Genomic DNA, 23,905 nt, shown 5'->3' with positions numbered 1-23,905 from the left:
GACTGGATGCGCATCTCCTCCGGTTGCTGTGGTGGCCGGAGGACGCTTCCTCTTTGCGAATGTGAGAGTTGGAGAGTCGAATGATCGACAAGTCGAGCGTTAGCGTCGAAGCTGCGGTGGCGGACATCCAGGATGGTTCGGCGGTGATGATCGGCGGCTTCGGCACCGCGGGAATGCCGGACCAGCTCATCGAGGCGCTGATCGGCCAGGGTGCGTGCGACCTCACGATCATCAACAACAACGCCGGCAACGGCGAGACCGGTGTTGCCGCTCTCATCAAGGCCGGCAGGGTGAAGAAGATCATCTGCTCCTTCCCGCGCCAAGCGGACTCGCATCATTTCGACGCGGCCTATCGTGCCGGCCAAATCGAGTTAGAACTCGTGCCGCAGGGCAATCTTGCCGCGCGCATCCATGCTGCGGGGGCGGGGCTCGGGGCTATATTTACGCCGACCGGCTTCGGGACGCTTCTCGCCGAAGGGAAAGAGACCCGAGAGATTGGCGGGCGTCAATATGTGCTCGAATTTCCGATTTACGCCGATTTTGCGCTGATCAAGGCGCAGCGTGGCGACCGCTGGGGGAATCTCGTCTATCGCAAGACTGCCCGGAATTTCGGACCCATCATGGCGATGGCGGCCAAGACGACGATTGCGCAGGTTTCCCGGATCGTTCCCCTAGGCGATCTCGACCCAGAGGCGGTCGTGACGCCGGGAATCTTCGTACAGCGGGTTGTCGAAACGGCACCCTTGCCCCTCCACGCTGTCGCCTGATCGGAAAAGATGATATGGAACGCTTGAACCGGCACCAAATGGCCGCGCGGGTCGCCAAGGATATTCCCGAGGGCGCCTATGTGAATCTCGGCATCGGCCTTCCGACTATCGTCGCAAATTATCTGCCTGTCGATCGTGACATATTCCTGCAGAGCGAGAACGGCCTGCTCGGAATGGGACCGGCACCGGCGCCCGGCGAAGAAGACTGGGAACTCATCAACGCCGGCAAGCAAGCCGTTACCCTCCTGACCGGCGGGTGCTATTTTCATCACGCCGATAGCTTCGCGATGATGCGCGCCGGCCATATCGACATCTGCGTGCTGGGCGCTTTTCAGGTTTCGGTGAATGGCGATCTCGCAAACTGGCACACCGGGGAGCCGGGCGCCATTCCGGCTGTCGGCGGCGCCATGGACCTCGCGATCGGTGCCAAGCAGACCTTCGTGATGATGGAACTGCTGACCAAGCAAGGCGAAAGCAAGCTGGTCGAAGCCTGTCACTATCCGCTCACCGGGCTCGGCTGTGTGTCGCGCGTCTATACGGATATCGCTGTCTTTGACGTGGGCCCGTCCGGTGCCGGCGTCCTTGAGATGGTCGAAGGGCTGGCCATCGAGGATCTGCGCAAGCTGACAGGCGTCCCGCTTCGCGAGAGCATGGCGCTTCCGGCCTGACACTGACCTATCGAAAGGACTCATATGACCGACGCATTCATTTGCGATGCCATCCGCACGCCGATCGGCCGCTATGGCGGCATCCTCGCGAACGTGCGTGCAGACGACTTGGGCGCGCTGCCGCTGAGGGCGCTGCTCAATCGCAATCCCGGTCTCGATCCTGCCGCCATCGAGGAGGTCTTCTACGGCTGCGCGAACCAGTCGGGAGAGGATAACCGCAACGTCGCCCGAATGAGCCTGTTGCTTGCCGGTCTGCCGTTCACGGTGCCGGGTGTGACGCTCAACCGCCTTTGCGCGTCGGGGCTCGATGCGGTAGGAGCGGCGGCGCGGGCAATCCGCTCGAACGAAATGGCAGTGGCGATTTCGGGCGGCGTGGAGAGCATGACGCGCGCGCCGTTCGTCATGGGGAAGGCAGACGCCTCCTTTGGTCGCGGACAGAAGATCGAAGACACGACAATGGGCTGGCGCTTCGTCAACCCGGCCCTTGATGCGCTCTACGGCACTGAGACGATGCCGCGCACCGGTGAAAATGTCGCTGAAGATCACAAGATCAGCCGCACCGACCAGGATGCATTTTCGTTGCGGAGCCAGCAGCGCGCTCTCGCCGCGCAGCAAAACGGCTTCCTCGCAGACGAAATCGTGCCGGTCACCGTTCCCGGCAGGAAGGGCGAGACGACCCTTGTCGCCATCGATGAGCATCCGCGCGCAGACGTGACAATGGAGACGCTCGCAAAGCTGAAGCCGCTGTTCGGCCCCGAGGGCTCGGTGACTGCCGGCAATGCCTCGGGCATCAACGATGGCGCTGCAGCCATGATTATCGCCAGCGAGGCGGCGGCGAAATCGCACGGCCTTACGCCGCGTGCCCGGATTCTCGGCCTTGCCTCGGCCGGGGTCGAGCCGCGGGTGATGGGCATCGGGCCGGTCCCCGCGACGCAGAAGCTGATGGGCCGGCTCGGGCTTACCATCGGCGATTTTGACGCGATCGAGCTCAACGAAGCCTTTGCGAGCCAATCGCTTGCCGTGGTGCGCGCGCTTGGTCTGCCTGATGAAGCGCAACATGTGAACGCGAATGGCGGTGCGATAGCGCTCGGACATCCGCTTGGCATGTCCGGCGCGCGCCTTGCGATGACGCTCGTCCACCAGCTCGAGAAAAGCGGTGGGAGACGCGGCCTTGCCACGTTGTGCATCGGGGTCGGTATGGGGCTCGCGCTCGCGGTTGAGCGCGTTTGACAGCACCGGCGGGATCAGCCGGATCAAGAGTGCGCAGCGCCTGCCAGGACGCATCGTCCCCGCCCTAAGGCGGCCGGTCGAGCACTGCGCTCTGAGACTATCTTTCAAACGCTATGAGGCGCGATTCGCGCCCCGGCGCGCGCTATGATTTGTCGGCGCATGACCGGGAGCGGCGCAATGATAAGCGCTGCACGCAGATTGGGCACGTCGACACCAGCCGTTCTCGGACTCTTCTCCGGCGAGAAATTTTTGAGGGTTAATATGTCCGGTCCCATTGATGCCGCCGCAGCCTGGCGACCGATCATTGCTTTGGAAGACCTTTGCGAAGGTGCGCTCCATGTCGCGGAATTCGCGGGCCGGCATATCGCAATTTATCATGTCGAGGGCTCGTTCTACGTGACGAGCAATATATCCGGTGCTTGCTTCGCGCTCGCGCCAGAGGACCTGCTCGAGGCTCGCATCGTCCCGGGGCCGGCGCATGTCTCGCGCATCGAGGCTCGCGCGAGGGACAGGCTGGCGGGTCCGGCCGGAGTGCCGCTCGAACGCTGTTCGGTGCGGTTGGCCGACGGCGTGGTCGAGGTTCGCGTATAGAAAATCTGCCGGCCCAGTCTGGCCGCGACAAGTATGACCGGAGTGCGAAAGATGGACGAGAAGGACAGAGACGACAGCCCTTCGGCCTTGCTTGGCGAGGTTATCGACAAGCAATCGGTCAATGCGCTGGTCGTAACCACTGTGCTCCTGTCGACGCTGATGATGTTCGTCGACGGCTATGACCTTCATACTATCGCCTTTGCCGCACCCTCCATCATGTCCGAATGGGATTTATCGTCCGCGGCATTCGGATTGGTGTTCGCGGCCGCCTCCCTTGGAATGCTGGTCGGCGGGATCGTCTTCGGATGGATCGGCGACCGGCACGGCCGCAAATTTGGTTCGCTCGCCGCGCTCGTCGTGTGCGGCTTGGGATCGCTGTCCGTCCTGCTCGCACGCGACGTCTATCTGTTGAGCCTTTGCCGCTTTATCACGGGGATTGGTATCGGCGGCCTGACCCCGCTTCTTTTTGCTCTTAATCAAGAACTGGTGCCGCAGCGTTTCCGCGCGACCGTGGTTGCGGTCATCATGATGGGCTATATGGCCGGCTCGGCCAGCGGGGGCGCGGTGGCGGCGGCCTTCATGCCTCATTATGGCTGGGCAGTGCTGTTCTGGATTGGCGGCGCATTCTCGCTTTTTCTCGCGGGCGTCGGCTATGTCTTCCTCCCGGAATCGGTGTCCTTCCTCTCCCGACGCTCTGCTCGAAGGCCAGAGATGGTAACCCTACTGCGACGCATCGATCCCACCATCGCGCCCGAGACTGTCGCCCGCATCGCGACGATTGCCGATGCGCCGCGAGATACCGCGTCCCCCGGCCTGTCGCCGCTTTTCTCCGGGAGCCTGTCGACGGTAACACCCTTGTTGTGGCTAGCCTATGTCTGCAGTTCAGCCACTGTGTTCTTCATGATCAGCTGGCTACCGACGCTTATGCTCGGCGCGGGTTTGCCGAAGGCAGAATCTGCGCTGGGACTGTCGCTCTTCATCCTGGCAGGGTCGATTGGCGGCCTCGTCATCTCCGCCTTCATCGATCGCATGGGCCTGTCGTCGATCACGGTTATGCCCGTCATCGGCTGCCTTCTACTTTCCACCCTCGCGCTTCCCGACCTGTCCTCGTCGGGTTATATGATCGCCATCGGGATATGCGGGTTTTTCGTATTGGGCGGACATCAGGGTCTGAACGGCGCCGCAGGTCTGCTTTACCCGAGCCCTGTCCGGGCCTCGGGTATTGGCTGGGCGCTATCGATCGCGAAGATCGGTTCGATCATCGGCCCGCTCGTTGGCGGCATTTTGCTGGCCGCAGAACTGCCGCGCGTGCAGTTGATGATGATCATAGCCTCGCCACTGCCAATTTTCGCGGCGAGCCTCATCCTTCTCCGAATGGCAAAATCGCGCGAGCAGCACGCACCCCTCCTAGATTGAAGACGGGAGAGTTTCGTCGAACTGGTGCTTGGTCCCGGCGCAAGGCGATCCACCGCCGCGGCGTGATCCGAGCGACGCGCTAGCGTCCGCCGGAGGGCCAGCCTTACCTGCGACAGCCTCGGGCGGGCACCACCCGGTGCCTGAAGAGGAAGAGCCCGGCCTGAAGCCGTGACGGAAAGAGGTTGGGAGAGAGTCTCCCGGCGTCCGTCATGGAGCAAGATCATGACCCCATTCACCCAAAATCCGGCGCCCGGCCGGCCGCTTGGCTACAAGGTCGATATTTCGCGCGGCCAACGGCTCGGCCGCGTCTCGTCCGAATGGTTCTCGCGACCCGACGACGAGCGCTATCTGTCGCTGTCCGACCTCTATGAAGCGGTCCACGCGCGGGCCGAAGCCGCCACCGCCCGCACCGTCGAAACGCGCGCCATCCATGTCGAGGCGGCTCCCGACAACCCCGAGCGGCTGGTGCTCAGGCTCCCCGACCGCAGCGAGCCCGTGGCGCCGACCCATTGGTCCTTCGGTCAGATCTGCAGCCTCGTGGGCGCGCCGGCAGGCTATTTGCGCCAACTGCCTGCGGCGCTCGCGGGTATCAACATGCAGCATGGCTTGCTGTCGCAACGCGGCGAACTGGTGAAGACCCTCGAGACCGGCGACGGCCGCACCGAGCTGCGCGCCGTGACCGGCCCGGACTATGGCCGCATCTGGGACCATGAACTCGTGTCCGCCGTGATGAAGATTGCAGGCAACGGCGCCGGCGACACGCGCTGGAAGATCCCCGGCATGCTCGACTGGTCGACGATGCACCACAATCCCTTCGTCGAGGTGACGAAGGACACGACCACTCTGTACGCCAGCGACCGCGACGTGTTCCTTTTCCTCGTCGATGACGCCAACCCGATCGAAGCTGGGCGGCTCCCGAACGGTGGCCCCGACCTCTTCTTCCGCGGCTTCTACTGCTGGAACAGCGAGGTCGGCTCGAAGACGCTCGGTATGGCGACCTTCTATCTTCGCGCCGTGTGCATGAACCGGAATATCTGGGGCGCCGAAGGTTTCGAGGAGATCAGCATCCGGCACAGCAAATTCGCGGCCGGCCGCTTCGCGCAGGAAGCCTCGCCCGCGCTCGAGCGCTTCGCATCCTCGTCGCCGGGGTCCTTCCTGAACGGGATCAGCGCCGCGCGCACCGCGATCGTCGCCAAGACCGTCGAGGAGCGACAGACCTTCTTGCGCAAGCGCGGCTTCTCGAAAGGCGAGACCGACAAGATCATCGCGACGGTCCTCCAGGAAGAGGGCCATCCGCCGACGTCGATCTTCGACTTCGTGCAGGGCATCAACGCGCTCGCGCGCGACCGGCCGCATCAGGATGCGCGTCTCGAGCTGGAAGGAAAGGGCGCGAAACTGCTGGCTTCGGTTCGCTGAAGCCTACTCGGCGCGTCGGTCCGGCGTGGTCCTGTTTCCGAGAGGAAGAGGGCTGCGCCGGAGCCATGACGGGCCAGGGGCCGAGAGAGAGTCTTTCGGCGGCTCGTCATGGAGACAAGTCATGACGAAGCATGTGAAAATCACCCTCAGCGGCGCGCGCGACATCCCGTTCAGCGCGCTCGTCCTGAGCCAGGCGAATGTCCGCCGCGTGAAGGCCGGGGTGTCGATCGACAGTCTGGCGGCCGATATCGAGCGGCGCGGCCTGCTCCAGAGCCTGACCGTTCGCGCCCAGCGCGACGAGGAAGGCCAGGAAACGGGCAAGTTCGAGGTGCCCGCGGGTGGGCGCCGCTTCCGCGCGCTGCAGCAGCTGGTCAAGACCCGCCGCATGGCCAAGACCGAACCGGTCCCGTGCATCGTGCGCGACGACGACATGGTGTCGGCCGAGGAGGATTCGCTCGCCGAGAATGTCCACCGCGAGCCGCTGCATCCGCTCGACCAGTTCCGCGCCATGCAGAAGCTCGTCGAACGGGGCAGCGACATCGAGAGTATCGCCGCGACCTTTATGGTGACGCCTGCCGTCGTGAAGCAGCGCCTCAAGCTCGCCGGTGTCTCGCCGAAGCTGCAGGACATCTACGCCGAAGACGGCATGACCCTCGAACAGCTGATCGCCTTCGCGGTCGCCAGCGATCATGCGCGGCAGGAGCAGGTCTGGGAAATGCTCCAGACGAGCAACACGCAGCAGCCCTGGTTCATTCGGGCCCGCCTCACCGAGGACAAGGTGCGTGCATCGGACAAGCGCGTGCGCTTCGTGACGCTGGGCGCCTATCTCGCGGCGGGCGGTCATGTCCTTCGCGACTTGTTCGAATCCGATGACGGCGGCTGGCTCGAAGACGTCGCGCTGCTCGATCGCCTCCAGACCGAGAAGCTCGAAGCCGAAGTCGCTGCGGTCGCAGCCGAAGGGTGGAAGTGGGTCGAGCAGGCGGTCGACTTCCCCTATGGCCATACCTACGGTCTGCGTCCGATCGACGGCGAGGAATCCGCGTCGAGCGAGGAGGACGAAGCGCGGCTCGAAGCGCTTCGCGAGGAGGCCGACCGGCTCGAGGACCAGTGGGCCGGCGAGGAGGACATCCCCGACGAGATCGCCGCCCGCATCCAGGCGATCGACGAGGAAATTGCGCCCCTGGTCTCGAAACCGCTCCTCTATGATCCTGCCGAGATGGCGATCGCCGGTGCCTTCGTCAGCATCGACGTCGATGGCTCGCTGCACATCGAGCGCGGCTATGTCCGGCCCGAGGATGAGCCGGCGGGCGAGGTCGAAGAGACTGCAGCCGACGGCGAGGCGGGCACTGGCGATGCCGAACAGGCCGGCGAGGGCGGCGATGGCGATGACGAGGGCGCCGGTGCGCCGGCCGATGGAACCGACGAGGAGGATCCCGACGATCTTCTTCGCCCGCTGCCCGACAAGCTCGTCACCGACCTGACCGCGCATCGCACGCTTGCACTCCGCGACGCGGTGGCATCGAACCCCTTGGTCGCCTTCGCTGCGATGCTTCATGCGCTCGTTCTCGAGACCTTCTACACCTACTCGTCGTCGGCGAGCTGCGTCGGCATCTCGGTGCGCAGCAATCGGCTGATCGGTTACGGGTCCGCCCTCAACGACTGCGCGTCGGCGAAGGCGATCAACGAACGGCACGAAGGCTGGTCGGCTCGGCTCCCCGATACGACCGACACGGTGTGGGACGTGCTCGCGACGTTCGACGCCGACGAACAGGCCGCGCTCTTTGCCCATTGCGTGTCCTTCGGCATTGACGCGACCTGGGAGCCGGCGACCCAATATAATCAGGGCCGGGTCTCGACGCGCGCGGTCGCGGCGCGGATCGAGCATTCGCATGTCCTCGCGCGGGCGTCGGGTCTCGACATGGTGGCTGCCGGCTGGACCGCAACGGTCGCCAACTATCTCGGCCGCGTCACCAAGCCGCAGATCCTCGCGGCGGTCGAGGAGGCCTGCGGCGCGGATGCCGCGGGCCGGCTCGGCGGTTTGAAGAAGCCGGAGATGGCAAGCGCCGCCGAGGACCTGCTCCAGGGCAAGGGGTGGCTCGCCAAGCCCCTCCGCACGCCCGAGCCGATCGTCGCGGCCGACCTGCAGGCCGCGAACGACGACGAGGCGCCCAAGGTCGGGGGTCATGACCTCGATGCGGGCGGCGAGGGCGACGAAGGTGACGCGATCGATGCGGTGGCCGCCGAATAGATCGCGTGTCTCGAAACATCTGGGAAGTCCGGCGCCGTGCCGGGCTTCCCTTTTTTGTGCCCCGACCTTGAAATCGAGGATGGCGTGACGAACATCAATCATTCGTCGCCGGCAGGGGCTGTCGGTGCGGTTCGCTGCGCGTCGCTCGATGAGAGCGTCATTCGGAAGCGGGCCGCCAGGAAATGGAGCCCCATATGTCCGGTATTGCCGCTGAAATTGCCCGCCGCCTTGGCGAAAACGCCGAGGCCGTGTGTCGCCGCTATCTCTCGAATGGCCGCCGCGAAGGTTGCTATTGGATGGTCGGAGACATCCATAATGTTCCCGGCCGGAGTCTCTATGTTCGCCTGTTCGCTGCCCCCGATAGACGTGGCTCCGCAGGCAAATGGACCGATGCGGCGAGCGGCGAGCATGGCGACCTGCTCGACATCATTGCGAACGCCTGCGGTCACGTCGCATTTCGCGAAACGCTCGAGGAAGCGCGCCGCTTTCTGAGCCTGCCGCCGCCGCCAGCCGCTGATCGAAGCCGGGCACCGCGCAAGGCGCCCACGGGGACCCCTGAGGCCGCGCGAAGACTATGGGGGTCAACCAAGCCGATCTTCGCGAGCCTCGCAAGCCGCTATCTTGCCGGACGGGCCATCGATGCGCTCGCGCCGAGCGATCCGCTGCGCTTCCATCCCCATTGCTTCTACCGGCGAACGGAGGACGACGCGCCCGACACGAGGCCAGCCTGGCCGGCGATGATCGCGGCGGTGACCGACCTAGATGGCGCGATCACCGGCGTTCACCGAACATGGCTCGATCCCGAAACCACGGACAAAGCGCCGGTGGCTTTTCCGCGCCGCGCCATGGGTCACCTCCTCGGCAATGGGGTCCGCTTCGGCCGGGCCGCCCGCGTGATGGCGGCGGGAGAAGGCCTCGAGACAATCCTGTCGCTGCGTCAGCTGCTGCCGTCGATGCCAATGATCGCTGGCCTTTCCGCCGCGCATCTCGGGGCCTTGGCCTTTCCAGCCGGCCTCGAGCGTCTCTATGTCGCGCGTGATGACGACCCTGCCGGGGACGGTGCGCTCGCGGCGATTGGCGAGCGGGCGGCAGCGGCCGGCATCGACGTCCTGCCGCTCGAGCCTGCGCGCGGCGACTTCAACGGCGACCTTATGACGCTCGGCCCCCAGCGGGTCGGCGCATCGCTTCGCAATCAGCTCGTCGGATCCGATCGTCTCCTTCTCGTTTGAAGACCTCGAACTGGCCGGAACGGGGAAGGTGGCCTGCCTCCGGCTTACGCAGCACGTCTTCTCTTGCGACGCGCGCCCCGGCCTTCGTGAGAGGGCGACTGCGCCGGGCCCGCCGGGAGCGCAATGGCGGCCGGGCGGCTATTTTCCGCCGGGGCCTCGCGGCCCCTTTGCATCGCGAAGCAAAATAGCCTTCGCCCGCCATCCTCCGCTCACGCTCCGGTCGCGGGTCTCGCGCCGCGATGCGAACCCGTCCCGCCCGTCGCGGGCCGTCGCCACGAAGGCCGCGCGAGGCGCGGCTGGGCAACACGGAGACCTACGATGCGCGACGGTGCCGATCCTGACCTGGAACTCTCCCCCGAACTCGGAACCACGGCCCATCTGCTCCAGGAAATGCAGCTCTTCGGTCACCGGCCCTATGAGGACGAACCCGATCCGCGGCCGCTCCCCGACGCCCGCCTAGCGGGCGGCGCGATCGTCGACATGTTCGATGCGCTGGCAGGGTGTCTGGCCGAAACCCGGATCGAGCCCGATCTCGACGACCTCCTCTGGAACCTCGTCAACATCTTCCACCGCGCCGGCGAACGGGTCGAGCGCGCGCTCGACGACAATGAGCAGCTTCAGCGCCGGCTGCAACGCGAACAGGACGGCAGCGAGATCCGCTCGGTCGAACTCGAGCGGGCGACGCGGGAGGGCATTTCCCTGATCGAACGCCGCGACGCGATGGAATTCTTCCGCGAGGCGGCCGCTGAGCAATTTCGCGTGCTTCTCCGCAAGGCCTGGGCGCCACGCACCGGCTCCCGTGCCAACCATCGGACGATGACGGCCTCGCTAATTGACAGCCGTGAGTTCCTCGACGCTCGTCTTCGCGAGAAAGCGGCAACGCTACTTCCGGAAGGGACCCGCATTGCCTTCACCGGCGGGAGCGAATGCGAAGACCATCGGGCCATCTGGGAGGCGCTCGACAAAGCGAAAGCGCGGCACCCCGACATGATCCTGCTCCATGGGGCGACTCCGACGGGTGCCGAGCGGGCAGCGGCTTGCTGGGCGGACAATCGCGGCGTGGCACAGGTCGCCTTTCGTCCCGACTGGAAGCGCCACGGCAAGGCGGCGCCGTTCAAGCGCAATGACCGGATGCTCGAGGCTCTTCCAGTCGGTCTCATCATCTTTCAGGGGAATGGCATTCAGGACAATCTCGCCGACAAGGCCAGGAAAATCGGCATTCCTCTCTGGGATTTTCGGTCGCGCTGAAGTCGTCGCGATTGAACCCATTTGCCGTTCGCTTCCGGCTTATGGCCTGCTAGCGACATATCAGAAGCGGGGAGGGTTGATTGGCTCGAGACGATTTTAGCCGCGCGGTTGTCGACAGGCTCGCGAAGCGCGTTGGAATGCGCTGTTCCAATCCCGACTGCCGCCAGCCGACATCGGGACCCGACGCCGCGGGTGGAACCACCAATGTCGGAGTGGCTGCTCATATCAGCGCGGCATCTCCTGGCGGTGCCCGCTACGATGAGACGCTGACGCCCGAACAGCGCAGCGATATCGCCAACGGCATTTGGCTGTGCCAGCGCGACGCCAAGCTCATCGATGACGATGAATTGTCATTTCCGCCAACGCTGCTGCGCGAATGGAAGGATACGGCCGAGAAGATGGCGGCTCTGGAAGCACGAGGTTACTCGGTCTCCAAGGCATCGCCATTCCCGGCCCTCGAACGCAAGATGCCTGAACTGATCGCGGAGATGCGCGCCGATCTTATGGGAAACAAACTGGTGCGCCAGTTCATCCTGCTGAAAAAGGGTTGGGCATATAATCCGGGATCGACGCCGTATTTTCAGTATTTTTTCGACGACCATCCGCAGATCAAAGCGATGATGACGATCATGATCCATGCGGGAGCAATCTACGACATAAAATTTAACTCGGTCGATCGCTACAATTTCACTGAGCCATTCGTGTCCTACCTGATCGGCGAATGAGCTGGCGTCATGCTTGCTGGCTGAGCGACCGATAGTACCGAAAGCCCTGACCGGGCGTTGGCTCGAACTTGAAGCAGCCCGCATAATTGTCGATTGCCTGCATCACGCCCAATAGGGCCCCCGGAGCGAAGGCCTGCGTCTGTCCGCTGCTCCAATGCGCCAGGAAATTTGCACTGATCGTGGCCACGGCGAGATTGAGCCCTTGGACCTGCGCCGTCGTCAGAACGAGAGTGTTCGCGGCGGCGTGCAGTTTGACTTGAGCATCGATTGCCCCGATTAGATGACCCGCCATTCTCCTATCGTCGCCGAGTGCAATATCCATCGGCACGGGCACACGGCACCTTATGATGATCTCTTCGAGAACATACTCGATATATTGCCTTATCCTGGGCGCGGCATCTTGCGCGTTCCCGGCATTTAGCAGGTCCAGCGTGGCATCGCGAACCCGATTGACGGCGTTCGACTGCGGCAGCACGGCGGTCCGCGGGGTGCCTTCTATCCGCTGGTGCGCCCAGCCCGAAGTCGACCCGTTGGTATTGAAATATTTCTCCAGCAGCGTGTCGTGGCTTAGAAGGATGACCTGTGGACCATCCGGCACGACAGGGCGGCTGAAGCGAGTCCGGATCACTTCCATCAAGTGGAACTGGTGGCCGGCATCGAGGCTCGACGTCACATCGTCGAGAAGCAGGAACTTTGCGGCCCCCGAATAGAGCGACGCGGCTGCCAGATAGACGGATATCGCGAAGGCATTCCTATAGCTCTCCGAGAGGACCGATTGGGCCGAGATATTGGCGTGATCATGAAATGCCGCGAGTGAAAGTTGAAGATCCTCGCCACCCGCGCGCTTCGAAATGGCCGGAACCACAGGATCGAAGATTATGCTCTGAAAAAGGTCGCGACATAGCGGTTCGACCGCAGCGAGCCGCCGCGCCGCAGCCTCGGATTCGGCCTGCGAGAAGGCGCCAGAAGCGTCGGACAGAAAGCTCCGCACCCGCTCGATGCGGTCAAGCTCGGTATCGAGCGCCGACAGAGACACGAGGAGTTGGTCAAGTTTCTTGAAGGCTGCCTGCAGTCGGCGAGCCGCCTCGACTTTTTCGGTCACCGCGACGAGCGAGGCCGGAAGCCTCTTCTCGATTGCGTCCTTTTCCGCAATGGTCGCAGCGAGAGCAGCTTCTGCGCGTGCGCGAACGAGATCGATGCGGGTCTGTAGCTCGGCTGCAGCTGGCTGCGTGAACGCCTGTTTCGCAATTGCCGCCTTCGCGCCCGGGATCAATTGAGCTTCGCCGTCCTGCCGCGTTGCCTTTTCTAGCTCGACAACCTTGTCCCAATCTGCAGTGGCCCAGCTTGTGGCGAGCTTGTCGGATGCGGCGGTCACCGCGTCGTAGAGCGCGACCTTGTGCCGGCTGTGATCGAGAACGGAGTTTTCGCCGGTTCGCTCGCACGCCGGACATAAGGACTTGTCGACCCAGTCATCGCTCTCGGTGATTTCCTGCGCCGTGCGGTAGAGGCGAAGAAACTTCTCCCCCTGCGTCTGCGCTAGGGCAGTGTCGCGCTCGGCTGCGATATCGACAATCGACACGATCTGCGCCGTCGTCGGCAGAGCTGCTATCGCATGGTTCCACCAGTCTTCTTCACGCAGCAATTGGGCGAGGCGATCCCGGTCGGGACCGCCCTCGGCCGCGCGCACCGAGGCTATGCATTCGTCGGCGGAAATCTGATCGAAGGTCTTGCCTGCGCACCGCGGTTGAATGAGCGGAATGTTGTGCAGGATCGCATGGGCCCTCGTTTGCATATCGGCCTGCGTGAGCTGGCCTGCGTCCTCTCCTACGAGGTGGAGGTAGGATTCACGGATCGCGGTCCGCTCCTGCGCAATTTGCCCTTCGATTAGCTGCTTGCGGCCAGATTTGCTGCTGACATCAAAATGATTATTGAACGCTCGCGTATTGGCCAAAGCCTGCAAGGATTGCCGGAGCGCCGAATATTGTCCGAGGCCTAGAAGTCCCGAGAACGAGCGTCCGCGGTTGAGCGGCGTATCATCGATAAAGCGTTGGAACGTCTTGGCATCGAGAAGGACGAATTCACGATTGAGTTCCGCGAGCAAGGCGTCGCCGTCGCGGCCGTCACTGACGGCGACCGTCCTGGCCCCGGTTCTGTCGCGCGTCACGATGACATCAATCGCGGGACCGGCAGCGGCGGGCTGAAGCGACAAGGTAATCGTTCCGGTATCGCCCGGGTGGAATCGATTAAGATAGTAAGTGCCGCCTTGTTCCGCGGCGGGGAGGCCATCAAGTTTCGGAATCTGCCCGGTCAAAGCATAGGTGACAGCCTCGAAGATGGAGCTTTTGCCAACGCCGTTTGGCGCAAAGACAGAATTCACCTTCTCGGTGTGGAACGCCAACTCAAGCGGTGACCCGGCGTTGTTTATGCCGCGAAAGCCCTCGATTCCGATCTGGCGAAGAAGCCATGTCATGAGGCGGCGTCCGCGCCGTCTTGGGGCGGCGGTGCAGCGGCGGTCGCCTGGAACAGAATGTTCCAAATGGCTCCTGCATCGAGATTCTGACCTGAGGCGAGCGGCGCGAGGTGAGGCGTCAGTGCCGCAGCAAGAGCTGCGTCACCCGTCAGTCCGCCCGCGAAAGCGGCAAGATTGTCCGACGTGCCGAGCGCATCGTCGATCACGAAGTCATATGTCTTTTTGGCCATGATCCCCTCCGCGCCAAGCAATACCGCATTCCGACCGATGCAGAAGCACCAATTAGGACCGGTTCGACCGACATTCGGAAAGAGGGCTCTGTTGCAAAAATCGTGAAGCTTGAGCATGCTTGGCGGAGATTGGACGGACGGAACGATGACGGATTTCAAGTGGCGCCATTTCCAGGGTGATGTGATCCTGTGGGCGGTGCGCTGGTATTGTCGCTATCCGATCAGCTATCGCGACCTTGAGGAAATGCTGGCGGAACGCGGCATTTCGGTCGACCATACGACGATCTATCGCTGGGTCCAGTGCTACGCCCCGGAGATGGAGAAGCGGCTGCGCTGGTTCTGGCGGCGTGGCTTTGATCCGAGCTGGCGCCTGGATGAAACCTACGTCAAGGTGCGGGGCAAGTGGACCTACCTGTACCGGGCAGTCGACAAGCGGGGCGACACGATCGATTTCTACCTGTCGCCGACCCGCAGCGCCAAGGCAGCGAAGCGGTTCCTGGGCAAGGCCCTGCGAGGCCTGAAGCACTGGGAAAAGCCTGCCACGCTCAATACCGACAAAGCGCCGAGCTATGGTGCAGCGATCACCGAATTGAAGCGCGAAGGAAAGCTGGACCGGGAGACGGCCCACCGGCAGGTGAAGTATCTCAATAACGTGATCGAGGCCGATCACGGAAAGCTCAAGATACTGATCAAGCCGGTGCGCGGTTTCAAATCGATCCCCACGGCCTATGCCACGATCAAGGGATTCGAAGTCATGCGAGCCCTGCGCAAAGGACAGGCTCGCCCCTGGTGCCTGCAGCCCGGCATCAGGGGCGAGGTGCGCCTTGTGGAGAGAGCTTTTGGCATTGGGCCCTCGGCGCTGACGGAGGCCATGGGCATGCTCAACCACCATTTCGCAGCAGCCGCCTGATCGGCGCAGAGCGACAGCCTACCTCTGACTGCCGCCAATCTTTGCAACAGAGCCTGCGGCAGCCAGTGGCGGAGCCAAGCATCCTCGAGACGCATCGACAATGTGATGCCTCCGGTATCGCGGACCAGCTCATAGGGTTGCTGGTTATCGAGGAGGACGAAGCATTTTTCGGGAGCGGTGACTTCGAGGTCGTAGTGCCGCAGTCTACCCGCCCCCTTTTCGAAAAACAGGAGAAGGTAGTCATTCGCGCTGTGCTTGATCATCGCGGTGCTGTGCACGATGCGCTGCGAGGTTGCGGACAGGAAGTTCAGCTGCACCGGACCCAATTCGAAATGCTGGATACGCGCGCGGTGCCCGCCGAAAGCCCGGCTCTCAATATCGACCTCGGTAAGGCAGGCCCCGACGCGGTCCATCCAGCAGCTCAGCGCGGAGGAGCCGCGAACCGAATCGGTCGACCATTCGAAATCGCGGGAAGCATCAAGGACGGCGCTCATATCGTCATCGCGGCGAGGATGCCGCCTCCCATGGCACTCACGATGAGGCGTAGCCCGGCGAGAATGCACAGCATGAGGATGATGGGACGCATGACGCCGTCGGCGGGCCGGGCGAACCGCCCACTGGCCGCAAAAAGGCCAAGCACGACGCCCGGTATCATCGCGAGCGCGATCGTCGGCGATCCGAGCTGGCTCGGTGCTATTGCCGCCAACCCCGCAAGCGACAGGATATAGGCCGCAACAAACAACGCCGCAGCCGTCGGGCGTACTTTCGCCAGCTTGTCGTGTCGGTAGAGGATCGCAAGCGGCGCGCTATGGACTCCTGCGACGGTGCCCATGAAACCCGTCGCAAAGCCAGCCGAGGTGAAAGCCACGGGACCGGGAGCGCGGGCCTTGGAAAAGGCTGCCGCGCCGCCTGCGAAGACGAGCAGGAGTCCGACGAAACCGCGCAGGGTGTTGGATGCGACAAGGCTGATGACTATGGCCGCGACGAGCGATCCGATCACGACCCCCGGGAGCAGAATGGCGAATTCGCGCCACGCTACCTGCTTCCAGCCGGCGATAAGAAACGGCACCGAGGCAAAGATGCCGGCGATGATGACCGGACCCGGCACCGTGCCCGGATCGATCAGCACGAGCAGCGGCATCGCGACCATGCCGAATCCGACACCTGTGATGCCCTGCATATAGGTTGCCAAACCCACGACAACTGCAGCCAGTATCAAGGCGAAATCCCCTGTCACTTGACGCGCCGGGTGAAGCTTCGGACACGATCACGATCGATCTCCACCCCCATGCCGACGCCTGACGGAACGACCACTTCCCGGTCGCGGTACGCGATCGGCTGGACCGTCAGATCTTCCGCCAGCAGCCTGGGACCGATCAACTCGCAGCCGAAGGGAAGGTTCGGGAGCGTGCTGAACAGCTGCAGTCCGGCTGCCGTCCCGACGGAGCTCTCGAGCGCCATACCACCGTACAGCGGAACTCCGGCGGCTTCGGCAACGGCCGCCGCCTTGAAAGCGCGTCGCAGGCCGCCGCCTTTCGCGATCTTTACAGCGTAGATGTCGGTCGCGCCCCGCCGGATCAATTCGTATGCATCGTGGAAATCCCACAATCCCTCGTCGGCCATGATCGGAATTTCAAAGCGCGATGCGAGACGGATCATGCCCTCGACGTTCCAGGCCGGAACCGGCTGCTCGACGAACAGGAAATCATGCTCTTGGAAGGCCCCGAGCCATCGCATCGCCGTAGGCTCGTCCCACGCCTGATTGAGATCGACAACGAACCGTGCATCCGGATGCGCGTCGTGAATAGCGGTCGCCGTGCCCAGCGCGCGCCGGGTTTCGGCGCCGGCATCGCCTTTGCCGATCTTGATCTTGAAAACGCTATGGCGGCCTGCCTCGATCTGTTCGATCGCATCGGCGACATCAGCCTCATAAGCTGCTGCCGCCAGAGCCCAAAGGACAGGAACTGTCGCACGCGCGGTTCCGCCGAACAGCTGCGACACCGATATGCCCATCAACCGCGCGGCCGCATCGTGGACGGCGATATCGATCGCCGCCTTGGCAAAATGATTATTCGCCGCAATACGGTCCATCGCGACCAGAATTCGCTCCTGGTCAAAAACGCTGATGCCGATGACGGCCGGTGCCAGATAATGGTCGATCATCAGCTTGATCGTTTCGACGCACTCACCGCCCCAGAAGGCGGTCCCGCCGGGAGTTCCGCCTTCTCCCCAGCCGACTGCGCCACCTGCCGTGACCAGTTCGACCATTACCAACGACTGTGTCGCGTGGGTGCCAGTCGCATGAAAATGCGGTCGGCGAAGGGGCAAGTCGACGATCGTCGCCGTGACGGCGGCGATAGCATGATCCGGATGGACGGAGAACGGGGGTGCGCTCACCGCCGGAGGCGTGAGCTCTGTCACCAAAGTCATCTGAAATCTGTCTCCCCTGCGCCGAAGCGGGACGGATTGGGACCCACTTCCCGGCTGCCATTGAACCGGTTTGTCCGACGGCTCCGCTTGTTGGCCAATGTTGCCCCTGTTGTTCGATGAAGAAAAATACTAATGCAGGGTCCTCGCAATACGCGATCGGTATGGGAGAAAGTTTTGGAATTTCGCCAACTCCGCTATTTTGTGGCCGTCGCCGAGGAGGGCAACCTGACTGCGGCAGCGCGGAAGCTGCATGTGTCGCAGCCGCCTATCACCCGGCAGATCAAGCAGTTGGAGGACGAGCTCGGCGTAGAATTGCTTGTCCGATCGTCGAAGGGTGTCCAGGTCACAGAAGCGGGAAAGCTGTTCCTGGTCGAAGCGAAGCGCCTGCTCGACATCAGCCATGCCGCGATCGACAAGTCGAGGGCAGCGCAGGCCGGCGAACTCGGTCGTCTCGACATCGGATACTTCGGCGCAACAATCTATACGGTCGTGCCGCAGCTCGTACGCACCTTCATGACCGCCCGCCCCCATATCTCTGTCAAGATCCAAAGGGCGAGCAAGGACGAACAGATCGCCCGGCTCCGTGACGGCCAACTGGGCATCGGCTTTGCCCGATATTATTCCGTCGATCATGACCTCCAGACGATGCGGATTGGAGAAGAGCGGCTCTATCTTGCGGAGCGGCTCGATGCAGCTCAACCGCCGTCGCCAGTCGACGGATTGGAGAAAATCCACGGACGCTCATTGACTGTCTTTCCGCAGCTGGGTCGCCCGGGTTTCGCCGATGAAGTCCTGCGGTTTCTGATGACCGTGAATGTTCAGCCTGCGATGACGGATCCCGCCGAAGATGTGTTTGCAGCGCTTGCCATGGTGCTTGTCAGCGATTCACTCAGCATCGTTCCTGAATCGGTGGCCCGTCTTGCATGGCCCGGCATCCATTTCTCGCCGATCGATCATCCCGCCGCTGTATCGGCGATCAGCTGCGTTTTTCTTCGAGACGGCAGGCCGCCTGTCGTCGATGCGTTTCTCGCGAGCTTGACGGATAGCGATATCTCTTCGGTATAGCCGAGGCCCGGCAACAGTATTGGACCGCATGGCTGGCGCCCTTTAGCGTCGGGCGGGAACGGGCACGGGTAACCAGGGAAGAGCGATCTTTCCAGCAAGCTGGCGTGGCCGTCATCCACATTCGCGCCGGAGCCCGCCGAAGGGCGGCGCTTTCGCACCCGGATCCCTTACCACGAGGTCATCGCATGAAATTCCCGTTTGTTTACGAAGGTCAGCCCTATCGGGTCCTGTTCGGCCATGGGACGCTTGGCGAGGTACCCGCCGAAGCCGAACGACTGGGCTGCGGACGTATGCTCGTGCTCTCGACTCCCGACCAGCGGGCGGCGGCCGACGGGGTTGCCGCACTTCTTGGCGACCGATGCGCCGCCACCTATCACGACGCGCGAATGCATACGCCGGTCGAGGTGACTGCGGACGCCATGGCGGTGGTCGCAAAGCATCGTATCGACGGCCTTGTAGCTTTGGGCGGCGGGTCCGCGATCGGCCTGTCCAAGGCGATCGCACTTCGAACCGACCTCCCCCAAATCGCCATTCCCACGACCTATGCGGGATCGGAGATGACCCGGATCATCGGCCAGACCGAAGCGGGCGAAAAAACGACGCAGGTAACGGCAAAGGTTCTCCCCGAAACCGTGATATACGATGTCGATCTGACCCTGACATTGCCCCCGAAGCTTTCGGTCACCAGCGGTATCAATGCGATGGCGCACGCAGTCGAAGCCCTGTACGCGACCAACAGCAATCCGGTGGTGAAGCTGATGGCCGAGGCCGGTATCGCGGCCCTCTATCGCGGATTGCCGACCATCGCACAGTGGCCGGACGACAAGGACGCGCGCCGCGACGCGCTTTACGGCGCTTGGCTTTGCGCGATCTGCCTAGGTCAGACGAGCATGGCTCTTCACCACAAGCTCTGCCACGTCCTGGGAGGTTCGTTCGACCTCCCGCACGCCGAAACGCACACGATCGTTCTGCCGCACGCGCTGGCCTATAACGCACCCGCGGTGCGCGAGGCCGTTGGAGCGATCAAGCGCGCTCTTGGCGGAGACGGGATAGCGGGCCGCATCTACGACCTTGCCGAGCGGGCCGGGGCTCCGGTGGCATTGCGCGATCTAGGCATGGAAGAGAGCGATATCGACCGGGCCGTCGAGCTCGCTCTTGCGAACGCCTATGCGAATCCGCGCCCGCTCGAGCCGCATCTCCTGCGTCGCCTGATCGCAAATGCCTGGGCGGGCGTCCGGCCCGACCACGACACCTACACCGATTGAGGCGCTTCGCGGATTGAACAACCGGAACGATTGCATGAGATGTTCCGGACGGGAACGGATCGAGGTCCAGGCCGATTGATTTTCGCGGTTGGGCAGCAATAAATTTGATGAGATCGGCTTGCCCACGATACGGCCGAGGTATGGACGGACCGCCGATAAAGTATTTTCCCGAATCCGCCACGATCCATAGTCTTGCGGCTCAAAATGGGAAAATGCGGTTGTGGCGGCGCTACGACGCATAGGAGAGAGGTTTTATGAGCAATCGTTTGGAAGCAGTCGTGGCCGATATCGTCGAGGGCATCCGCGGCGCGCTGATGAAGCACGACGTGACCTTCGACGAGTATCGGCAGGGCATCGGCTACATCATGAAAACCGTCGAGGCCGGCGAGCTGCCGCTTATGATCGATGCCTTTCTGAACACCACCATTTGCCAGATCGAAAACCGCAACTTCGGCGGGAGCACGAGCACGCTCGAGGGCCCTTATTTCCTTGACGACGCGCCCTTCGTCGACGGCGCGCTGAAGAGCTATGAGGACGACCGCCACGAGCCGCTCCTGCTGCGCGGGCGCGTGCTCGATCTCGCCGGCGCGCCGGTCGCGGACGCCGTTGTCGACGTCTGGCACTCGACGCCCGACGGCCATTATGGCGGGTTCCACAATAATATTCCGCGCGATTTCTATCGCGGGAAGCTGCGCACCGATGCCACGGGTCATTATGAAGTACGCACCACCGTGCCCGTCGCCTATAAGATCCCCGACCAAGGTCCAGTCGGCGCATTGCTGGAAGCGATGGGCCGGCACAGCTGGCGTCCCGCGCATGTCCACTACAAGGTTCGCGCGCCCGGATTCCACACGCTGACCACTCAAGCCTATTTCGAGGGCGGCGAGTATGTGGACAGCGACTGCTGTGAAGGGGTTCATTCGGAACTGATCCATGCCGATATACGCGAGAGCGGCATCAAGATGATCGAGACCGACTTTGTGCTCGCTCCGGCCGTAGCACACGCCGCTGCCGCGGCCTGACGGGCGCGGATCATGTGCCATGGCCAAGCATCGGCGGCTTTACCGCCGCCAGGTAAAAGCGTTGCGATGAACGATGGCCTGCCGAGCCTCGCATTCGGCGACCAAGGAGATCGAACCAGGATCGCCATTTTGCCGGACATCTACGGCCCCGGCCCCTTCTACCAGCAACTGGCCACACACATGGCCGAGCGCGGCGCATTCGTACATTTGATGGATCCTTTCCATGATCTCGGTCCCTTGCCGGAGGTCACCCGCGAGGCGGCGTTCGCTCGCCGGCACCGCGTCAGTGATCGCACTTATGTCGACGCGTTTGAGCATTTCATCGGTGAGCAGCGCATCACAGGCGTTGCCGGCTTCTGCCTCGGCGGTCTTTATGTGTTCGAGCTCGCCCGGCGCGGAATTCCGGTGAGCCTGGTGAGCCTTTATGGATTTCCGCAAGGGCTGGCGAACGACGACCCACTACCCGTGCCGTTCGACTATCTCGAAGGCCTGCCGCATCGTCATGTTGCCCTGTTCGGCGATCAGGACCAATCGCAGTCACCCGAGAATTTCCTTCGACTGACGCAGATTGCCGAGCGCACGCCCGACTTCGGGCTCCACCTTTTTCCCGGCTCCGGTCACGGCTTTCTAGCAGACATCGGAAGCGACGACCCCTCGCTCGCGCAAAATGCGCGCGCTGCGCTCGAAATCCTCGAAGACATGCTGCTCGTCGGAGAAGCGAAAGAGAGAGTTTGAAGGCCGCGCCCGAAAACGCCCCTCCAGAAAACAAGCAAATAGGAGAATCCTAATGTTGTCCCACGCCGACAATATGAAAATGGGCTCTGTTGCAAAGATTGGCGGCAGTCAGAGGTAGGCTGTCGCTCTGCGCCGATCAGGCGGCTGCTGCGAAATGGTGGTTGAGCATGCCCATGGCCTCCGTCAGCGCCGAGGGCCCAATGCCAAAAGCTCTCTCCACAAGGCGCACCTCGCCCCTGATGCCGGGCTGCAGGCACCAGGGGCGAGCCTGTCCTTTGCGCAGGGCTCGCATGACTTCGAATCCCTTGATCGTGGCATAGGCCGTGGGGATCGATTTGAAACCGCGCACCGGCTTGATCAGTATCTTGAGCTTTCCGTGATCGGCCTCGATCACGTTATTGAGATACTTCACCTGCCGGTGGGCCGTCTCCCGGTCCAGCTTTCCTTCGCGCTTCAATTCGGTGATCGCTGCACCATAGCTCGGCGCTTTGTCGGTATTGAGCGTGGCAGGCTTTTCCCAGTGCTTCAGGCCTCGCAGGGCCTTGCCCAGGAACCGCTTCGCTGCCTTGGCGCTGCGGGTCGGCGACAGGTAGAAATCGATCGTGTCGCCCCGCTTGTCGACTGCCCGGTACAGGTAGGTCCACTTGCCCCGCACCTTGACGTAGGTTTCATCCAGGCGCCAGCTCGGATCAAAGCCACGCCGCCAGAACCAGCGCAGCCGCTTCTCCATCTCCGGGGCGTAGCACTGGACCCAGCGATAGATCGTCGTATGGTCGACCGAAATGCCGCGTTCCGCCAGCATTTCCTCAAGGTCGCGATAGCTGATCGGATAGCGACAATACCAGCGCACCGCCCACAGGATCACATCACCCTGGAAATGGCGCCACTTGAAATCCGTCATCGTTCCGTCCGTCCAATCTCCGCCAAGCATGCTCAAGCTTCACGATTTTTGCAACAGAGCCCGAAATCCTAACGCTCAGCGGGTCATGAGGCGAGCACCTCGATGATCGGGCAGTCCGGCACCATATCGCCGGAGCATTGCGCGGCGGTCTGGGTCAGCACTTTCTCGATGCGCCTGAGATCGGCGATCTTCGCGCGCACATCGGCCAGATGCCGCTCAGTGCGCTCCTTGACCTCTGCGCAGGTCTGCGCGCCGCCCTCGACGAGGGCAAGCAGGCCGCGTACTTCGTCGAGCGAAAAGCCGAGTTCGCGGCCGCGCAAGATGAAGCGCAGGCGGGATACGTGGTCCTCGCCATAAATGCGGTAGCCGGAGGCCGTGCGCGGCGGGTCCGGCATCATACCGATTTTCTCGTAATAGCGGATGGTTTCCAGATTGCAGCCCGTAAGCTTGGCCAAGTCAGCGCGCTGCATTCCCTTCCCGAAAACGTGATCGCTCATCGGTCCAAAAAACCTCTTGAGTCTGTAGTACCTACAGAGCGTAGCATGAAGTGGAATAGCAATCGAGAGGCGAGTCGCATGGATCGCGCTAATATGCAAATGCAGGTTCTTGAGCAGCCAAAGGCAACGGCGAGCCGCCGGCCAGGATGGTTCGCGGCGGGCGGTGTGGTCGGAGCGATCCTCGCCTCGACGTGCTGCATCGCGCCGCTTCTCTTGTTGATGCTCGGCGTTTCCGGCGCCTGGATGGGCAACCTCACGGCCCTTGAACCCTACAAGCCCTACGCCGCCGCCGTAGCGCTCGTCTTTATCGGGCTCGGATTCCGGCAGGTCTATTTCAAGCCGAAGGGGGCCTGCGCGGAAGATTCCTACTGCGCTCGGCCGCAAGCCTCGCGCATCACCAAGTCGGCGCTGTGGCTGGCCACGGTTCTGGTCCTCCTTGCCCTGACAATCAGCTGGTGGGCGCCGCTGTTCTACTGATCACGCTACCCCATAGGAGAAACCCATATGAAACGCCCCCTTCTCATCGCGCTCGGCGCGGCGGCCCTGGGCGCCGCCGGCCTTCTCTCGGCGCCGACGATTTCACCGCTCGCCGCGCAAGCTGCCCCCGCGCAAGCCGCCGCGGTCCAGAAGACAACGTTCAGCATCGAAAACATGACGTGCGCCATGTGCCCGGTGACAGTGACAAAGGCGATGAAAGGCGTCGCCGGAGTGAAGTCCGTCACTGTCGACTTCGCCGCCAAGACGGCGACGGTCATTTATGACCCGGCGACCGCCACCGTCGCAGCCATTGCCGCCGCGTCCACCAATGCCGGCTATCCGGCCCGCCCGGCGGGATGAGGACC

Annotated in this window: 23 protein-coding genes and 1 pseudogene; 17 read left to right on the top strand and 7 right to left on the bottom strand. The window is 62.9% G+C overall.

Annotated elements, in window-relative coordinates:
- Nucleotides 1-80 precede the first annotated feature (80 nt).
- The 10 genes from NP825_RS21030 to NP825_RS20985 all read left to right on the top strand — a co-directional run bounded on the left by NP825_RS21030 (nucleotide 81) and on the right by NP825_RS20985 (nucleotide 11,538).
- Nucleotides 81-767 carry a 3-oxoacid CoA-transferase subunit A gene (locus NP825_RS21030; protein WP_257551693.1) on the top strand — a complete coding sequence of 229 codons (687 nt, stop codon included), beginning with the start codon at nucleotides 81-83 and terminating at the stop codon, nucleotides 765-767.
- Between the two features lie 14 nt (nucleotides 768-781).
- Nucleotides 782-1,435 carry a 3-oxoacid CoA-transferase subunit B gene (locus NP825_RS21025; RefSeq protein ID WP_257551692.1) on the top strand — a complete coding sequence of 218 codons (654 nt, stop codon included), beginning with the start codon at nucleotides 782-784 and terminating at the stop codon, nucleotides 1,433-1,435.
- Between the two features lie 24 nt (nucleotides 1,436-1,459).
- A complete protein-coding gene (gene pcaF / locus NP825_RS21020; RefSeq protein ID WP_257551691.1) occupies nucleotides 1,460-2,665 on the top strand; it encodes a 3-oxoadipyl-CoA thiolase in 1,206 nt (401 codons plus the stop codon).
- A gap of 261 nt (nucleotides 2,666-2,926) precedes the next feature.
- Entirely contained in the window at nucleotides 2,927-3,256 is a 330-nt protein-coding gene (locus NP825_RS21015; protein ID WP_257551690.1) for a hypothetical protein, read from the top strand.
- 51 nt (nucleotides 3,257-3,307) lie between these two features.
- Nucleotides 3,308-4,672 (top strand): MFS transporter, encoded by a 1,365-nt coding sequence (locus tag NP825_RS21010; RefSeq protein WP_257551689.1) that lies wholly within the window; start codon nucleotides 3,308-3,310, stop codon nucleotides 4,670-4,672.
- Nucleotides 4,673-4,894: 222 nt separating this feature from the next.
- Nucleotides 4,895-6,088: a DUF932 domain-containing protein gene (locus NP825_RS21005; protein WP_257551688.1), complete on the top strand. Its 1,194-nt coding sequence runs from the start codon at nucleotides 4,895-4,897 to the stop codon at nucleotides 6,086-6,088.
- Nucleotides 6,089-6,209: 121 nt separating this feature from the next.
- Nucleotides 6,210-8,336, top strand: a complete 2,127-nt coding sequence (locus tag NP825_RS21000; RefSeq protein WP_257551687.1) for a ParB/RepB/Spo0J family partition protein — start codon at nucleotides 6,210-6,212, stop codon at nucleotides 8,334-8,336.
- A 194-nt stretch (nucleotides 8,337-8,530) separates the two neighbouring features.
- Complete coding sequence (locus tag NP825_RS20995; protein WP_257551686.1) at nucleotides 8,531-9,565, top strand: toprim domain-containing protein; 1,035 nt, start codon at nucleotides 8,531-8,533, stop codon at nucleotides 9,563-9,565.
- Nucleotides 9,566-9,883: 318 nt separating this feature from the next.
- A complete protein-coding gene (locus tag NP825_RS20990) occupies nucleotides 9,884-10,813 on the top strand; it encodes a DUF2493 domain-containing protein (RefSeq protein WP_257551685.1) in 930 nt (309 codons plus the stop codon).
- An 80-nt stretch (nucleotides 10,814-10,893) separates the two neighbouring features.
- Complete coding sequence (locus NP825_RS20985; RefSeq protein WP_257551684.1) at nucleotides 10,894-11,538, top strand: hypothetical protein; 645 nt, start codon at nucleotides 10,894-10,896, stop codon at nucleotides 11,536-11,538.
- A 7-nt stretch (nucleotides 11,539-11,545) separates the two neighbouring features.
- Here NP825_RS20985 and NP825_RS20980 read toward each other — a convergent pair whose 3' ends face one another.
- Both NP825_RS20980 and NP825_RS20975 read right to left on the bottom strand, forming a co-directional pair.
- Nucleotides 11,546-14,008 (bottom strand): AAA family ATPase, encoded by a 2,463-nt coding sequence (locus tag NP825_RS20980; RefSeq protein WP_257551683.1) that lies wholly within the window; start codon nucleotides 14,006-14,008, stop codon nucleotides 11,546-11,548.
- Nucleotides 14,005-14,238, bottom strand: a complete 234-nt coding sequence (locus NP825_RS20975) for a hypothetical protein (protein ID WP_257551682.1) — start codon at nucleotides 14,236-14,238, stop codon at nucleotides 14,005-14,007. Before NP825_RS20975 ends, NP825_RS20980 begins: the two co-directional genes overlap by 4 nt.
- A 145-nt stretch (nucleotides 14,239-14,383) precedes the next feature.
- Between NP825_RS20975 and NP825_RS20970 the strand changes: the two genes are divergently transcribed.
- Entirely contained in the window at nucleotides 14,384-15,148 is a 765-nt protein-coding gene (locus NP825_RS20970) for an IS6-like element IS6100 family transposase (RefSeq protein ID WP_001389365.1), read from the top strand.
- 23 nt (nucleotides 15,149-15,171) lie between these two features.
- On the opposite strand, the pseudogene NP825_RS20965 reads toward NP825_RS20970, so the two are convergent.
- The 3 genes and pseudogenes from NP825_RS20965 to NP825_RS20955 form a co-directional block, all read right to left on the bottom strand.
- A pseudogene (locus NP825_RS20965) lies at nucleotides 15,172-15,561 on the bottom strand (hypothetical protein); the annotation flags it as partial.
- 77 nt (nucleotides 15,562-15,638) lie between these two features.
- On the bottom strand, nucleotides 15,639-16,367 hold the full coding sequence (locus tag NP825_RS20960; protein ID WP_257551681.1) for a sulfite exporter TauE/SafE family protein: 729 nt from the start codon (nucleotides 16,365-16,367) through the stop codon (nucleotides 15,639-15,641).
- A 14-nt stretch (nucleotides 16,368-16,381) separates the two neighbouring features.
- Entirely contained in the window at nucleotides 16,382-17,578 is a 1,197-nt protein-coding gene (locus tag NP825_RS20955; RefSeq protein ID WP_257551680.1) for a muconate cycloisomerase family protein, read from the bottom strand.
- A gap of 174 nt (nucleotides 17,579-17,752) precedes the next feature.
- Between NP825_RS20955 and NP825_RS20950 the strand changes: the two genes are divergently transcribed.
- From NP825_RS20950 to NP825_RS20935, 4 genes are all read left to right on the top strand, one after another.
- On the top strand, nucleotides 17,753-18,643 hold the full coding sequence (locus NP825_RS20950) for a LysR family transcriptional regulator (protein ID WP_257551679.1): 891 nt from the start codon (nucleotides 17,753-17,755) through the stop codon (nucleotides 18,641-18,643).
- A 185-nt stretch (nucleotides 18,644-18,828) separates the two neighbouring features.
- Nucleotides 18,829-19,908, top strand: a complete 1,080-nt coding sequence (locus NP825_RS20945) for a maleylacetate reductase (protein ID WP_257551678.1) — start codon at nucleotides 18,829-18,831, stop codon at nucleotides 19,906-19,908.
- Nucleotides 19,909-20,162: 254 nt separating this feature from the next.
- Complete coding sequence (locus NP825_RS20940) at nucleotides 20,163-20,930, top strand: chlorocatechol 1,2-dioxygenase (protein ID WP_257551677.1); 768 nt, start codon at nucleotides 20,163-20,165, stop codon at nucleotides 20,928-20,930.
- Nucleotides 20,931-20,996: 66 nt separating this feature from the next.
- A complete protein-coding gene (locus tag NP825_RS20935; protein WP_257551676.1) occupies nucleotides 20,997-21,665 on the top strand; it encodes a dienelactone hydrolase family protein in 669 nt (222 codons plus the stop codon).
- 136 nt (nucleotides 21,666-21,801) lie between these two features.
- Here the strand turns inward: NP825_RS20935 and NP825_RS20930 are convergent, their stop codons facing one another.
- Nucleotides 21,802-22,566: an IS6-like element IS6100 family transposase gene (locus tag NP825_RS20930; protein WP_001389365.1), complete on the bottom strand. Its 765-nt coding sequence runs from the start codon at nucleotides 22,564-22,566 to the stop codon at nucleotides 21,802-21,804.
- Between the two features lie 83 nt (nucleotides 22,567-22,649).
- Complete coding sequence (locus NP825_RS20925) at nucleotides 22,650-23,063, bottom strand: helix-turn-helix domain-containing protein (RefSeq protein ID WP_004213241.1); 414 nt, start codon at nucleotides 23,061-23,063, stop codon at nucleotides 22,650-22,652.
- A 78-nt stretch (nucleotides 23,064-23,141) separates the two neighbouring features.
- On the opposite strand from NP825_RS20925, the gene NP825_RS20920 reads away from it, so the two are divergent.
- Complete coding sequence (locus NP825_RS20920) at nucleotides 23,142-23,540, top strand: mercuric transporter MerT family protein (protein ID WP_004213240.1); 399 nt, start codon at nucleotides 23,142-23,144, stop codon at nucleotides 23,538-23,540.
- 27 nt (nucleotides 23,541-23,567) lie between these two features.
- Nucleotides 23,568-23,900, top strand: coding sequence for a heavy-metal-associated domain-containing protein (locus tag NP825_RS20915; RefSeq protein ID WP_004213238.1), 333 nt, complete (start codon nucleotides 23,568-23,570; stop codon nucleotides 23,898-23,900).
- Nucleotides 23,901-23,905: the final 5 nt, after the last annotated feature.

This window comes from Sphingopyxis sp. DBS4 (assembly GCF_024628865.1).
Classification (GTDB): domain Bacteria; phylum Pseudomonadota; class Alphaproteobacteria; order Sphingomonadales; family Sphingomonadaceae; genus Sphingopyxis.
Note: the sequence above shows the minus strand (reverse complement) of the source record. Positions and strands in the feature narration are given on the sequence as shown.

Coding starts and splice junctions, on each gene's coding strand:
- NP825_RS21030 (WP_257551693.1), top strand. CDS start 81: ATGATCGACAAGTCGAGCGTTAGCGTCGAAGCTGCGGTGGCGGACATC.
- NP825_RS21025 (WP_257551692.1), top strand. CDS start 782: ATGGAACGCTTGAACCGGCACCAAATGGCCGCGCGGGTCGCCAAGGAT.
- pcaF (WP_257551691.1), top strand. CDS start 1,460: ATGACCGACGCATTCATTTGCGATGCCATCCGCACGCCGATCGGCCGC.
- NP825_RS21015 (WP_257551690.1), top strand. CDS start 2,927: ATGTCCGGTCCCATTGATGCCGCCGCAGCCTGGCGACCGATCATTGCT.
- NP825_RS21010 (WP_257551689.1), top strand. CDS start 3,308: ATGGACGAGAAGGACAGAGACGACAGCCCTTCGGCCTTGCTTGGCGAG.
- NP825_RS21005 (WP_257551688.1), top strand. CDS start 4,895: ATGACCCCATTCACCCAAAATCCGGCGCCCGGCCGGCCGCTTGGCTAC.
- NP825_RS21000 (WP_257551687.1), top strand. CDS start 6,210: ATGACGAAGCATGTGAAAATCACCCTCAGCGGCGCGCGCGACATCCCG.
- NP825_RS20995 (WP_257551686.1), top strand. CDS start 8,531: ATGTCCGGTATTGCCGCTGAAATTGCCCGCCGCCTTGGCGAAAACGCC.
- NP825_RS20990 (WP_257551685.1), top strand. CDS start 9,884: ATGCGCGACGGTGCCGATCCTGACCTGGAACTCTCCCCCGAACTCGGA.
- NP825_RS20980 (WP_257551683.1), bottom strand. CDS start 14,008: ATGACATGGCTTCTTCGCCAGATCGGAATCGAGGGCTTTCGCGGCATA.
- NP825_RS20975 (WP_257551682.1), bottom strand. CDS start 14,238: ATGGCCAAAAAGACATATGACTTCGTGATCGACGATGCGCTCGGCACG.
- NP825_RS20970 (WP_001389365.1), top strand. CDS start 14,384: ATGACGGATTTCAAGTGGCGCCATTTCCAGGGTGATGTGATCCTGTGG.
- NP825_RS20955 (WP_257551680.1), bottom strand. CDS start 17,578: ATGACTTTGGTGACAGAGCTCACGCCTCCGGCGGTGAGCGCACCCCCG.
- NP825_RS20945 (WP_257551678.1), top strand. CDS start 18,829: ATGAAATTCCCGTTTGTTTACGAAGGTCAGCCCTATCGGGTCCTGTTC.
- NP825_RS20940 (WP_257551677.1), top strand. CDS start 20,163: ATGAGCAATCGTTTGGAAGCAGTCGTGGCCGATATCGTCGAGGGCATC.
- NP825_RS20935 (WP_257551676.1), top strand. CDS start 20,997: ATGAACGATGGCCTGCCGAGCCTCGCATTCGGCGACCAAGGAGATCGA.
- NP825_RS20930 (WP_001389365.1), bottom strand. CDS start 22,566: ATGACGGATTTCAAGTGGCGCCATTTCCAGGGTGATGTGATCCTGTGG.
- NP825_RS20925 (WP_004213241.1), bottom strand. CDS start 23,063: ATGAGCGATCACGTTTTCGGGAAGGGAATGCAGCGCGCTGACTTGGCC.
- NP825_RS20920 (WP_004213240.1), top strand. CDS start 23,142: ATGGATCGCGCTAATATGCAAATGCAGGTTCTTGAGCAGCCAAAGGCA.
- NP825_RS20915 (WP_004213238.1), top strand. CDS start 23,568: ATGAAACGCCCCCTTCTCATCGCGCTCGGCGCGGCGGCCCTGGGCGCC.